The 13,058-nt window shown below is 53.1% G+C and carries 10 protein-coding genes; 3 read left to right on the top strand and 7 right to left on the bottom strand.

Translation table 11 applies throughout. The annotated features are described in order from the left end of the window. Positions 1 to 95: 95 nt before the first annotated feature. The 3 genes from hrpB to B0D95_RS00855 are packed head-to-tail and all read right to left on the bottom strand — an operon-like array spanning position 96 to position 5,318. Positions 96 to 2,534, bottom strand: coding sequence for an ATP-dependent helicase HrpB (gene hrpB / locus B0D95_RS00865; protein ID WP_078042123.1), 2,439 nt, complete (start codon positions 2,532 to 2,534; stop codon positions 96 to 98). A 3-nt stretch (positions 2,535 to 2,537) separates the two neighbouring features. Continuing rightward, the gene (locus tag B0D95_RS00860) at positions 2,538 to 3,263 is read right to left on the bottom strand and encodes a DUF6445 family protein (protein ID WP_078042122.1); all 726 of its coding nucleotides are present in this window, start codon (positions 3,261 to 3,263) and stop codon (positions 2,538 to 2,540) included. 39 nt (positions 3,264 to 3,302) lie between these two features. After that, complete coding sequence (locus B0D95_RS00855; protein WP_078042121.1) at positions 3,303 to 5,318, bottom strand: TonB-dependent receptor domain-containing protein; 2,016 nt, start codon at positions 5,316 to 5,318, stop codon at positions 3,303 to 3,305. 235 nt (positions 5,319 to 5,553) lie between these two features. Here B0D95_RS00855 and B0D95_RS00850 point away from each other — a divergent pair, with 235 nt between their 5' ends. After that, positions 5,554 to 8,022, top strand: coding sequence for a response regulator (locus tag B0D95_RS00850; protein WP_078042120.1), 2,469 nt, complete (start codon positions 5,554 to 5,556; stop codon positions 8,020 to 8,022). Here the strand turns inward: B0D95_RS00850 and B0D95_RS20335 are convergent. Further along, on the bottom strand, positions 7,960 to 8,307 hold the full coding sequence (locus tag B0D95_RS20335; RefSeq protein WP_149867836.1) for a hypothetical protein: 348 nt from the start codon (positions 8,305 to 8,307) through the stop codon (positions 7,960 to 7,962). The two genes, B0D95_RS00850 and B0D95_RS20335, sit on opposite strands and share 63 nt — an antisense overlap. Between B0D95_RS20335 and B0D95_RS00845 the strand changes: the two genes are divergently transcribed. Both B0D95_RS00845 and argF read left to right on the top strand, forming a co-directional pair. Further along, positions 8,288 to 9,451 (top strand): aspartate aminotransferase family protein, encoded by a 1,164-nt coding sequence (locus tag B0D95_RS00845; RefSeq protein ID WP_078042119.1) that lies wholly within the window; start codon positions 8,288 to 8,290, stop codon positions 9,449 to 9,451. The genes B0D95_RS20335 and B0D95_RS00845 overlap by 20 nt on opposite strands. Before the next feature lie 46 nt (positions 9,452 to 9,497). Continuing rightward, positions 9,498 to 10,415, top strand: coding sequence for an ornithine carbamoyltransferase (gene argF, locus B0D95_RS00840; protein ID WP_078042118.1), 918 nt, complete (start codon positions 9,498 to 9,500; stop codon positions 10,413 to 10,415). A gap of 52 nt (positions 10,416 to 10,467) precedes the next feature. Here the strand turns inward: argF and B0D95_RS00835 are convergent, their stop codons facing one another. The 3 genes from B0D95_RS00835 to B0D95_RS00825 all read right to left on the bottom strand — a co-directional run bounded on the left by B0D95_RS00835 (position 10,468) and on the right by B0D95_RS00825 (position 13,035). Next, positions 10,468 to 11,532 carry a hypothetical protein gene (locus B0D95_RS00835; RefSeq protein ID WP_078042117.1) on the bottom strand — a complete coding sequence of 355 codons (1,065 nt, stop codon included), beginning with the start codon at positions 11,530 to 11,532 and terminating at the stop codon, positions 10,468 to 10,470. Between the two features lie 105 nt (positions 11,533 to 11,637). Continuing rightward, on the bottom strand, positions 11,638 to 12,462 hold the full coding sequence (locus B0D95_RS00830) for a lytic transglycosylase domain-containing protein (protein ID WP_078042116.1): 825 nt from the start codon (positions 12,460 to 12,462) through the stop codon (positions 11,638 to 11,640). Positions 12,463 to 12,633: 171 nt separating this feature from the next. Beyond that, on the bottom strand, positions 12,634 to 13,035 hold the full coding sequence (locus B0D95_RS00825) for an SMI1/KNR4 family protein (protein WP_078045566.1): 402 nt from the start codon (positions 13,033 to 13,035) through the stop codon (positions 12,634 to 12,636). Between the last annotated feature and the right edge of the window lie 23 nt (positions 13,036 to 13,058).

The following is a 13,058-nucleotide window of genomic DNA, read 5'->3' as shown; positions in this document are numbered from 1 at the left end:
TATAGACAGAGAATGAAACAGTGAAAAAAAAGCGCAAAAATATCTGCGCTTAATAGTATGAGGGAATGTAAAACCGTTTTTTTAGATTCAAAACCCTAACCCGGCGATTGCTGCTGCGCGAGTTTCCTTTTGGTGAGCGCTGTGGCTTGGTGTTCGAGCGGGTTTTCCGGCCAGGGGTGACGTGGATAACGGCCACGCATTTCCTTGCGCACCTCGGGATAGGCTTGTTGCCAGAAGGTTTGCAAGTTGGTGGTAATAGCCAGCGGGCTGCCATTGGGTGAGAGCAAATGAATTTTTAAAGGGATCTTGCCATCGCCCAGTTGCAATTGTTCGCAGCCAAAAAATTCCTGCAGCTTGGCCGAGATTTGCGCACTGCCTTCGCTGGTAAATTCGATGGCAACACTGCGGCCGCTGGGCAAATTAATCTTATCGGGCAAGAGCTGTGCTATTTTTTGGCAGTGCTCATAGCCCACATAAAATGCCAGCGCCTCACGCAGAGGCAAGTGCTCCAATTGCGTGGACTCCGTTAAGTATGGCGCTAGCCATTGCGGCATAGTATTAATCAGCGAAGCATCATCGAGCGCAGGTAAATCCAACACTGCCTGTGTTGCCAATAACCGTGCACGTTCCAGCAAGGCGCGGGCACTGTCACTCCAGGACAAGTGCGATACCGTTTTTTCACGAGCAATCTGCTGGATGTGTGCAACCAGCTTTGCCCCCAAGGCTGCACTGGCTATCGGCTGGAATTGTTCATCAATCACCACGCCGCCCATAGTCCAACAACTGTGTTCCTGCCAGCGCTGCTGTTTGAAAACCAGACCTTGACTGAGCGCACTCAGTTCACGCTGCTGCGCTTGTGCAAGTTGCAACGCCATGCCAATGCCGGAATGACTTTTGGGTTTGGTATTGATGAGCAAAAACACCGCCCAATTGGATTCCAATTTTCCCTGGGGCTCCACACTCATGCCCGAATTCAAACGATAGCGCCCCGATTCCTGTTTAAAACCGATGCGATCGCTAAACGCGCGCGCAATCAACAATGGATCTATAGCGATGCCTTCTTCGCGCAGCGACAACACCGACAACCACCGCTTTTGTTGTCGCTGCCAGTGGCGATTGCGTTTTAATTCTTGCTCGGCACCGGCAAGCCATTGCGTCAGATCCTGATCGCCCGCCAATTCAAAATGCAATGCCAGCGCCAGCAATAATGCTGGCGTGGCAATGGTATTTTTGTGCTGCAATAAAAAAGCGGCGATGCGCGGATGGGTGCCCAGCACACTGACTTTTTCACCCGCAGAAGTAATTGCACCCTGTGCATCCAGCAGCTGCATTTTTTGTAATTGTTGCATTGCAAAATTCAGCGCGAGTTTATTCGGCGCTTCCAACCAAGGCAGTGAATCCGCAGGACTGCCCCAATGGGCAATACGCAACGCGAGCGGCAAATAATCCGTCGCGCGAATTTCCGGTAAATCGGCGGCGGCAAGCAGCTGATCCTGTGACCAGAGGCGAATGCAATGCCCTGCTTGCACACGCCCTGCACGACCGCGCCGCTGTTCAGCACTGGCCATGCTGATGCGCGCCGTGCGCAACCGACTGATGCCAGTACGTTGCTCATAATCGGCGCGGCGTGCCAACCCTGAATCAATCACCAAGGTGACATCAGCAATGGTCAGTGAAGTTTCCGCAATATTGGTTGCCAAAATAATGCGCGGCCCTTGAGCGGGATCGAGAGCCATAAGTTGTTCAGCAGCACCAACACGGCTGTGCAAGCGACAGATTTTTTGTGTGGGAAATTGTTTAGCAAGTAATTGCGCGCAGTCTTCTATCTCGCGCCAGCCGGGCAAAAATACCAGGCAACAACTGGATTGCCACATCGGATACGACTGCAACGCGCGCAGCAATTGTTCATCCACTTTTTCAGGAAAACCGCGCGCGTTTTGTTTGGCGGGTTGATACTGCACCGTAACGGGAAAACAGCGGCCGGGTGCAAAAATCCGTTGGGAAATTTGTTGCTGCAACGCAGGGTCGGGCGTTGCGCTCATCAAAACAAGCTGCAAATCATCACGCAGGATTTGCACCTCTTGTAACAATGCCCAAGCCAGATCCTGATTCACACTGCGTTCGTGAATTTCATCGAGCATCACGCAAGCAACACCATCGAGCGTGGAATTTTGCAATAAATGCTGCAGCAAAATTCCCGGCGTCATCAAGACCAAACGTGTATCGGCACTCATGCGTGAATCGTAAGGAACCTGATACCCCACTTGCTGCCCCGGCGCCTCACCCAATAACTGCGCAAGCCGTTGCGCAAGTGCTTGTGCGGCTAATACACGCGGCTGCACCAACCACACTTGTTGCCCAACAGGTGCTTGCTGCAAAACCCACAAGGGCGCAAGCGTGGATTTACCCGCGCCCGGCTCCGCTTCTAACAGTAGCGGCGTTGTGGCCAGTGCAGCAAGAAAGTCACTGTGTAATGCGCTGAGGGGTAATTCAGGCAGATCAATTACAGCGCTTGAATTTAACACAGTGCTCACGCATTACTCCTGACAATGCACAAAGGTATTGAGCGTAAGCCTGCCAGTACGAGGATTGGGATCAAAATTAAATGTCGAGGCGATGTTGCCGGAATGCAAATGATTACTGCGATACATCACCACACGATTAAAGCAGGCCTCGTAACTGGTCAACTGTTCAAACAGTTCGGTTGAACCATTAATGTAAGCCATAGGTAATTCATACTGTTGCAATTGCTCGCTCAGTTGCGCCAAATACTGCGCTTTGCGTGCATCGCTAATAGTTTGGTAGCCGGTTTGACGATGACGATACAACGATGTACCTCCCATGGTTTCATTGCACAAATAATGCACACAGGCGAGGTTGTGTAAGCCGGTAGAATCTACATGAGGCATACGCTGCTGCGGGCGCAATTGTGTTGGCGGGGTGACGACCATGGAATAATCACTACGCAAACCATGGATCATGGTGGATGTGATGCCGAAGGTTGAATAAATAATCTCACCCAAATCACGCAGCATGGCGCGCAGGTAGGATTTAGGCGCGGCCATACGCACACCCGGGTAGGCTAGATCCGCGGTATTAAATGCACAATGGTGCGCACAATAATCAATAAGCTGCTCAGCGTTGGCTAAAAAATTCTCCACGATCAACACCGGTTGATGCTCATCGCCAACATAGTCGACGCGATAGCGAAACTGTTCGTGTAGATACAGTTGGGGGTCATCTATCACAGGTTCTGCGTGCATACTGATTTATCCATTATTAATCCGCTAATAACGCCAACGTTAAAAAATCTGCTGCAACCGGATGCCAGCCACCAAATTACGCCCCAACGCCGGTTCAAATGCGCGGCCATTGGCCTGATTTACTATCACAGAACCAACATAATTTTCATCGCTGAGGTTGGCGACGTTGAGCCACCAGCCAAGGTTTAGTTGATTGAATAGATAATCACCTTGGGCGCTCAGGTTCAGAGTGCGATAGGCCGGTGCGTAAATCGTATTGTCGTCTGCCGTAAATACCCGTGCCCGTTGCTGGACACTGGCACCCAGCATCAGGGCATCGCTGGCGAAGGGACGCCATTGTAGCCCGAGTTGATATTGCTCGCGCGCTACGCCGGGCAATTGTTTACCGTCCAACCCGCCGGTGGAATAGACCGCCTCGATAAATTGTGCGCTGGCGTGCAGGCGCCATTGATCGCCCAGAGAGTAGCGACCCAATACTTCCACGCCATCGCGCGCTGTTGCCACCGCATTGCGGTAGCTGGTGCGGCCACCAATGGATTGATCAACAACCAACTCGTTTTCACTGTCGATTGTAAATTGCGTGAGCACCCATTCAGCATCCACCATTGGGCGATAATAAATGCCCCACTCCTGTTGGCGATTCAGTGCTGCTGCCAAGGCGATATTTAATCCATCGCCCTCACGGCGATAAGCCATTTCGGTAAGCGTTGGGGTTTCGTAACCGCGCCCGCGGCTGGCAAATAACTCCCACTGATCGCTGAGCTGATAATTTGCACCAAACGCATAGGCGTTTTCGCGATAGCCACGCGCACCGCTGTCATCGGGGTTGCCTGCAACCACAAAATAATCGTCCACTGTCATATCCAATTGGCTTTGGCGCACACCGGTATAGAGCGACAAACCAGTGGTAGGTGCCAGTTGCAGCAAGGCGTAGCTATCGCGGCTTTCTACTTTGCCCAGCTCATTACGGCGCATATCGCCCGCCGTGCCGCCGTTGTTTACAAAACCTCGGCGACGGTCTTCGGTTTGCGCCAACTCAATCCCGACACTGATATCCGCCGGCATAGCCAGTACATTGAATTCACGGGTGAGTGTTGCACTGGCTCCAGCGAAGTCACGCATCAAGTCAACTACGCCACCGTTGCCGGGGATGCGAACGCCATTAACAAAAGAATCACCACTAAAACCGAGGTATTGGGTGATGGCGCGCTCACCCTGCCACAACGCGGTTTGCCAGCGGGTTGCGCCGTGATTGTCGCGCACACTGATAGAGGTCTGCTCATGCGCAACGGATTTGCGGGTATTGAAGTCCTCGGCGGCCTGATTGGTTTGGCGCGGGTTAGCGCGCCACTCGTCTGGCCGCAGGGATAATGGGTCCTGCAACAGCGGGTCATCACTGCGCTCATGTTTGACGCTCACTTCCAACTGATGGCGGGTGGTGTAGTAAAACTGGGCAGCGCCCTGCTGACGTTCGGCGCTGGCGTGAGGCCGCTCGCCATCCACCGTCATATTGACCAATTGCACTCGCGCCGCCACAGCGCCCTGGCGCCAATCGCCTTGCAAGGTCTGGCGCTGCAAACCGGGGTCGCCTCCCATCACCCCCACACTCACACTTTTCGTCTGGGGCGCCGTTGTTTGCAGCGCAATCACGCCACCAGCGCCATTGCCATAAAGCGCGGCAATGGGCCCACGCAGCACTTGCACGCTGTCGATGTTGTCCAGCATGACACTGGCCAGTTGCCCTTGACCATCAGGCGTGGACATGGGAATGCCATCCACTTGCAGATCAATACCGCGCACGCCAAATGCGGAACGGGCGCCAAAACCGCGCAGACTGATGCGGGTATCCTGGGCGTAGTTGCTGCGCGAATCCACCTGTACCCCGGGCAGGGTTTGCAATAATTCAGCGGGATCAAGCCGGGCACCGGGCGGGAAATCTGCCGCGCGATTTAGCATCACATGGGATGACAACGCCGGTGCTAAACGCTCGCCGCTCACGACCAGCGTCTCTAATACCTCTTGCGCTTGCGCCGATAACACCAGGGCAGATGACATAAGGCTCGCGTAGCCAAGGCGGGGAAAACAGCGGTTTAATCGACCCATCATTAGCAATAAATCTCTCGGTATGGCGCATTGAGTAACGGGGAGCCATTGTGCGCAAAGCCCGCCCAAGTCTCATCCGTTAAAACGATTTTTTACACCTGCCTCCACCTGCGCTGCTACAGGGCGCGCTACACCACACTTTGCGCAACAGCTTCTATACTGGAGGGAAGAAAAATGGATCTCACTTATGACGCAAGAATTTCGTAACCAGCTTGAAGCCCTGCGCCAGCGTTTTATTACCAGCCTGCCCGAACGTGCGCGGCATCTAGATAATATCTGGGGCTATCTGCGCCATATGAATTGGAGCCTGCAAGGCTTTGCGGCGCTGCAGCAATTCGTCCAGAAACAAGGTGAAGCTGGCGCCAGTTACGGCTTGCCGGAATTGCGCGCGGCAGCGACCCAGTTGGAGGACTTCCTCGCCGAATTGCATGAGCTGGAACGCAGTTTTGGCGGGCAGGAATACGCCCGCCTGGAGGAGCATGTCAAACACCTGAGTCAGGTGATGATGGCGACCGCCCAAGGCATCGCGGCAAAAGATAGCCTCCCCGCCCCCATCGAAAAACACGCCTACCCCGATGCAGACGGCAAGCTACTATTTTTAATCGACCCGGATCGCACACTCGCCGCGCTGTGCAGCGCCTATTTGCGCCGTGTTGGTTTTAGCGTTGAGTATTTTGAGACACCGCAACAATGTATGCAGCGGCTGTATCAGGAATCGCCCGATGCTATTTTGCTAGACCCGGATTTTGAGCGCGCCGGCTTACAAGCGCTGGGCAGCCTGCATCAAATTAAAGAGCTGGTTCCCCCCAATACACCCATTGTGCTCATGTCCGGGCGCACCGATGTAAATGCCAAATTGCGCGCCCTGCGTGCGGGCAGCAGCGACTATTTAATCAAACCGCTGGACATGAACCGGCTGATTGACCGGTTATTGCAAATCATCACCCAACACAATCGCACCTATAAAGTGATGATTGTGGATGACGACCCCGACATGGCCGCGCTGGAGAGCGAAATATTGCGCTACGCCGGTATGGATGTGATTAGCGTCCATCAACCACTGCAAAGCTTGCAGCAGGCCGCACAATTCAATCCGGATTTAGTGATTCTGGATATACACATGCCCGATATAAACGGTATGGAGCTGGCTGTCCTGTTGCGACAAGACCCTCAATTTTTACTCCTGCCCATTGTGTTTGTCACTGCCGATACCGACACCCGGTTGCACAACACGATTAAAGCCCTGGGCGTTAATGCAATCCTGACCAAACCCTTTGAAGCGACTGAACTTATTCGTATTTGCGAGCAGGCCTTAACCCAAACTTCCGCACTCAAAAGTCGTGTCGCCCGGGTCACTCAACATACCCAACTGCCGCAGAAAATTAATCGCAGCTATTTCTTTTCTGCGCTGGAAGATGAAATCAACAGCAGCGCACAAGGTGAATATACCAGCGCCCTCTATTACATCAGTATCGACAAACTGACCGAACTGAGCCAGCAATTGGGAATGGTTGAACTCATTACACTGCATGATCAATTTTGCCAGCGGTTGGATGAGTCCATCGGCAGCGACGAACAATGGATTGACCTGTCCAACATGGTGACCTGCATCCTGGCGGGCAAACGCAGTGCAGAATTTCACCGGCAACGCTGCGAACAGTTGCGCCGCCATTTGAATACACAGCCCTACACTGCTCACAATCAGCCCATTGCACTGGCCGTTAACACCGGTATTGTTTTGTTAACGCCCCTATTGGGCAGCGCCAATCAAGCCTTACTCTGTGCAGAACAAGCCTTTGAAGGAAACCTCGCGCCACAAGAGCAACAAAACCTACCCGACAGCAAACTGGAATCAGCAATTCCGGTGCTCACTAAAATCGAACCGGATTTTTCCCATATAGTATTTAGCCGCGATTTGTCACTCGCCTTCCAACCCATCATTAGCCTGGAAGATTCCCGCATCGAACACTTCTCGGTATTGCTGCGCCTGCAAGGTGAAGGCGGCGAAGCGATTGCCGCCAAACAATTCCTTAGCCGTATCAACAAACCGGTACAGCGCATCGAACTGGATCGCTGGGTATTGCAGCAAGCGGTCAGCGCTATTGCCAACAACAGTGCCACACGGGAACAGGCGACCCTCTTTATCCATCTGGCCGAAGACACCTTGCAGCAGAGCACCTTTTTCTCCTTCACCGCTAACGTATTGCGCTCATCGCGCCTGCGCGGTGCCGAGCGACTGGTATTTATGCTGGAGGAAAACTGGGTGCTCAACCACCTGCATCAAACCCGCGAAATTGCCCGCGCACTGCACGATATCCAGTGCGGCATTTGCCTGACACGCGCCGGCGAAAACCCCGCTATTGTTGATGTCATGGATAAGCTGGCACTGGACTATCTGCGACTATCACCCAGCCTCACCAACACCGGCAATAATGCTGCCTTGCTGGAAAGCCTGATCAGCGCCGCAACCCAGCGCGGCGCCAAGGTCATTGCCACCCAGATTGAAAACTCGCGCAACCTGTCCAGCCTGTGGCTGCAAGGTGTGCGTTTGTTTGAAGGCTTTTTTATCCAACCGCCCGATGAAGGGTTTCACTTACAAAACGATATTATCTTTGCCAAGGAGTTTGTGCAGGGCAATGGCTTCAGCAGCCAATAAGCTCATGCGCTGCACGGCATTAAAGCGCCACATAAATGGGCAAATTTGCCAATAATCGCAATAACTTATATATTTGCCGTCTATTTTTGCTGCGCGCCGTTGGCGCACCCACTGCGCCGTTCCGGCTCGCCGTGTTGATTTAGCGAAAAATCCCCTTAATGAATAACCCGCCAGCCCGCGCTCGATAGGCTGTGCCGGTTTCGTTTTTTCAGCTATCGGGAACTGACCTTTTTTAAAGCCTCGGCTTTGTTTTGTGGAGAACACCATGTCCAGTTTGATGAACACTTACGGCGCAAGAACCCTGACCCTGACCAAGGGCGCAGGCAGCCGCGTGTGGGATGATCAGGGCAACTCCTATATCGATGCGATTGCCGGTATTGCCGTGTGCGGTTTGGGTCACTCACATCCCGCCCTGACCAAAGCTATTTCGGAACAGGCAGCGACCTTGCTGCACGTATCCAACCTGTACAACATTCCCCAGCAACAGCGCTTGGGCGATTTGCTGATTCAAGTCTCAGGTATGGACAAGGTGTTTTTCTCCAACTCCGGCGCCGAAGCCAATGAAGCCGCGATCAAAATTGCGCGGAAATACGGCAACGAAAAAGGTGTGAAAAATCCCGCTGTGATTGTCATGGCCAACAGTTTCCACGGCAGAACCCTCGCCACCCTGAGCGCCACTGGTAACGTCAAAGTACAAATTGGTTTTGAACCGCTGGTAGAAGGTTTTATCCGCGTGCCTTACGACGATGTAGCCGCCGTAAAAGCAGCCATCGCCGAACACAAAAATATAGTCGCTATTCTGGTTGAACCCGTACAGGGTGAAGGCGGAGTGCGGGTTCCAGCAGCGGATTACCTGAACCATCTACGCAACCTGTGCGATGAACACGATATGCTGCTGATGACCGATGAAATCCAAACCGGCAATGGCCGTACCGGCACTTTCTTCGCCTACCAACACAACGGCATACTGCCCGACGTAGTCACCACAGCCAAAGGCCTTGGCAATGGCATGCCGATTGGCGCCTGTCTGGCGCGTGGCAAAGCCGCTGAAGTATTTCAGCCCGGCAACCATGGCACCACCTTTGGCGGCAACCCCTTGGCGTGCAGTGCGGGTATTGCGGTTATTGAAACCCTGCAAGCAGACAAGCTGATTGACCGCGTCACGGTATTGGGCAACAGAATACTGAATGGCTTCAAAGAAGCATTGAGCCATAACACCAAAGTAGTGGATATTCGCGGCAAAGGCTTAATGATTGGTATTGAGCTCAATGCCCCTTGCGCCGAACTGGTTCAAAAAGGTCGCGACTTGGGAATACTGATCAACGTAACTGCAATGAACACCATTCGTCTGCTACCGACCTTCATCCTTAGCGATGCGGAAGCCGACGAGCTGGTCAGCAAAGTGGTACAACTAGTGACAGAGTTTTAACAAGTGCGCGCAATAAAGCGCGCACTGCAATAAAAGAGCATCGATTATGGTTCCCTCAAAGGCACCGAGACATTTCCTGACTCTCAACGATATTAACCGCGCCGAACTGCAACAGATTATTACGCGCGCCATCGAACTCAAAGCCATGTTGCGCCAGGGCACAGCCCCTGAGCCATTTAACAACAAAGTGCTGGCGATGATTTTTGAGAAAAACTCCACCCGCACCCGCGTCTCTTTTGAATCCGGCATGGCCAAATTGGGCGGTCACGCCATTTTCCTGTCCACCAAGGATTCCCAATTAGGCCGCGGCGAACCGATTGAAGACGCCGCACGCTGCATTGCCAGCATGGTGGATATGGTCATGATCCGCACCTATGCTCACAGCACCGTACAACGTTTTGCCGAATACTCTCGCGTACCGGTTATCAATGGCCTGACCGATGAATACCATCCCTGCCAATTGCTGGCAGACATTCAAACCTACGTTGAACAGCGCGGCTCACTCGCCGGTAAAACGGTAGCCTGGGTTGGCGATGGCAACAACATGTGCAACAGCTACATTCAAGCCGCTGAGTTGTGCGACTTTGAGCTGCGCATAGCCACTCCCAAAGGCTTTGAGCCGGAAGATGAATTTGTCACTCCCTATAAAGACCGCGTCAGCCTGAGCAATGACCCGCGTGCAGCCGTTGCTGGTGCAGACCTCGTTGTTACCGATACCTGGGCATCCATGGGCCAGGAAGATGAAAAGAAACAGCGCGAAAAAATCTTCAGCGGTTATCAAGTCAATAAAGACCTGATGAGTCTCGCCAATAGCGACGCCTTATTTATGCATTGCTTGCCCGCCTATCGCGGCAAAGAAGTCAGCGCCGACATTCTTGATGCACCCGACGCCGTAGTCTGGGAAGAAGCAGAAAATCGCATGCACGCACAAAATGCGTTAATGGAGTTTTTGTTTAACCAATAACCCTATTCTTGATGCGTAAAAAAGCCGCTGGCGCATTGCACCAGCGGCTTTTTTACACCGTTAAATTCACTTCCTGCACTACTCCGACTTTCCCGTCCTCCGTGAGATAAACGCCAGCATTTGCCACTTCACCCAGCGACTGATTGCCCGGATCTTTTAATTGAAAGGGCGTGGACACGTGGCCCAGATAAATCGCTCCGATATTTTTGTCGCCCAGCGCCACCAATTGGCTCGAACCATCCTCATTCATCATCCAAATACGCAATTGGTGATAGATGCTGTCAGCCTCGTCGATAAAATTGTTGCCATCTTCATCATAGGCGGCCAGCTCGGCAAATCCGCGCCCGGTGGTTGGGCCAAACAATTCACTGCCGTTATTGATCTGGCCATCGCCATTGCGATCCAACGCCAGATAGCCATTGCCCGGGCGCAAGCTCGCAATTTGCTCCTCCGTGCCATCGCTATCGAGATCGAACGCAAATCGGGTTTGGCTAAGACCAACCCCCAGACCATCAAAATTAATCACTAAGGGGTCGATCTTGTTCGCACTGCCGGCACGAATTTCCAAATGAGACTCTTCTACAAACTGCCGGCTCATGGTGAGTGCAACAGAGAAATCAATCGTGCGGCCATCGGCGGTGTGTACCACCCCAACCGCCTGAAAACTTGAGGTCTCTTGTTCGACATACCGCTCATGGCGCTGATAAATCAATCCCGGGCCAGCCGCGCGCGCCAACACTTGTGCGGGAGGCGTCCCATCAACCGGGAGGGATTGCGCACCCGCCGCTGAGACCTGCAAATCCCCGGGCGCTGTAAGTTGCATCTCCCTACCGGTAATGGCCTTGTACATTGCCTCCAGAATCATCAAATTCAGCCGCGACCGGGAATCCATTGTGGGCGATAAATCCAGTACCTGCCGTTTACGATGCAAGGCTAATACTGATCCCGCCGAGGATAAATCCACTCGCACCGATGAAGACTCTGGCGCCGCTTCAGCCTCGGGGGCAGGTGCAACATTTCTCCCACCCGGTAAAAACGTCAGCCGCTCGCTCAATTGATGTTCTTCGCGGTAATCGTGTTGGGCAGCCATCTGAATGTGTGAATTGGCAATAATCATAGCCTCGCCTGCATAGGATTAAGGGATACAAACCCTATAGCGGCAAAAACGCGCAGATTTTGAGCAAAATTTTCAAAAAAGATTAGACCGTATGGCTATAAGCGTTCAGTTGCTCGCCAATGCCAATTGGGTTTTGTAGCGTTGATGCAGGATGTTGACGCGAAAAACGTAGGTTTTGGTTTCATCAAAAGGCGGTACACCACCGTATTTTTCGACAGCACCGGGACCCGCGTTGTAGGCGGCAGTCGCGCGGGTGATATCGCCATTAAAACGCTTGAGCAGCCACGCCAAATACTTCACGCCGCCGTCGATATTTTGGGCGGCATTGTAGGCGTCACCCACACCCATATCCTTGGCTGTGCCGGGCATTAATTGCATCAGTCCCATGGCGCCTTTGCGCGAGCGCGCAAGCGGGTTGAAATTGGACTCAGCGTGAATCACCGCGCGCACCAGCGATGGATCTACGCCGTGGCGCGCAGCTGCCTGGGTGATGGAGTAAGTGAATTGCGACAGGTAGAGACGAGTAACTCGCCAATCCACCGTGGACAGCGGGTTACAAGCGAAACAGGAGTTGTAAACAATGACCTGATAATCCGTTTTTCGTGGCTGGCGATCGGAATAGGCGACAGTGCCATCCTTGCGGTATTTAAAAAAAGTGAGCTGTTTGGATTTATTCGCCTGCGCAGCAGCTTCCTGCTCCAAACGTTCTTGCTCCTTACGTGCCTTTTCTTCAGCGGCGGTGCGCTCGGCTACGCGGCGCACATGGGCTTCAAAATCGGCAAGGCTGGATTCCTGATGCGTCTGTTCAGGCGGTGCGGCTTCCGCTTGCGGTGTGAGTGAAGATGTAGCTACCTCTGGCGTCAGGGGCTGCACAGTGCCAGTTTCAGCCAATAGGCCGCCACTGGAGAATCCCAGAAGCAGAACACCCATGACAAAGGAACACTTGCGCACGATCAGAACTCATCCCACTCAATTAAACGGTATTCAGCGCACCAGAGTCCTAGCCTGACTGGCACGTCGGGAGACTAAGTGTAGCTCAGCTAAGGCACGCGACGTGGCACCAGAATCTATTTCCGTGATCTACTACCACTTGCTATAGGCTCACGACTCAAGCCAAACATCACGCGCCCAATGCCATACCGAAGGCCAGGTTTCATCGGTCAACTCGCCATCGCGCCAAAATACGACTTCACCATCTTGCTCCACGCAGTAATAGCTGCCATCCACTTCGCACAGGGGCATTAAATAACGCGGCACACCCTGCTCCCAGGCAACGGCCGTGACTTCTGGCAAATAGGTGTGGGAATAAGGATCGGCGGCGGTGACGGGTTCAATCGAGCCGTAAATCACATCGCTGGCTTCCAACAAAAAGCTGCGCATTTCACGCGGGATTGGCAATAGCAGCTCTTCTTCAATCTCGACCAACCGGTCTTCATCGGGCAATTCCAGAGGTACTGGGACGGGTTCATTGTGCTCGCGCAGTAAATCGAGAACTTCATCGATATCATCGGACATGACACTACCTG

The sequence above is a fragment of the Cellvibrio sp. PSBB023 genome (genome assembly GCF_002007605.1).
Lineage (GTDB): Bacteria > Pseudomonadota > Gammaproteobacteria > Pseudomonadales > Cellvibrionaceae > Cellvibrio.
The sequence above is the reverse complement of the archived record's forward strand: the minus strand, read 5'-3'. Positions and strand labels throughout refer to the sequence as shown.

What these genes read in the sequence shown, in the direction of transcription:
- B0D95_RS00860 (WP_078042122.1), bottom strand. Translation starts at nt 3,263, where the DNA reads ATGCACGCAGAACCTGTGATAGATGACCCCCAACTGTATCTACACGAA.
- B0D95_RS00835 (WP_078042117.1), bottom strand. Translation starts at nt 11,532, where the DNA reads ATGATTATTGCCAATTCACACATTCAGATGGCTGCCCAACACGATTAC.
- B0D95_RS00830 (WP_078042116.1), bottom strand. Translation starts at nt 12,462, where the DNA reads ATGGGTGTTCTGCTTCTGGGATTCTCCAGTGGCGGCCTATTGGCTGAA.
- argF (WP_078042118.1), top strand. Translation starts at nt 9,498, where the DNA reads ATGGTTCCCTCAAAGGCACCGAGACATTTCCTGACTCTCAACGATATT.
- B0D95_RS00855 (WP_078042121.1), bottom strand. Translation starts at nt 5,318, where the DNA reads ATGTCATCTGCCCTGGTGTTATCGGCGCAAGCGCAAGAGGTATTAGAG.
- B0D95_RS00850 (WP_078042120.1), top strand. Translation starts at nt 5,554, where the DNA reads ATGACGCAAGAATTTCGTAACCAGCTTGAAGCCCTGCGCCAGCGTTTT.
- B0D95_RS00845 (WP_078042119.1), top strand. Translation starts at nt 8,288, where the DNA reads ATGTCCAGTTTGATGAACACTTACGGCGCAAGAACCCTGACCCTGACC.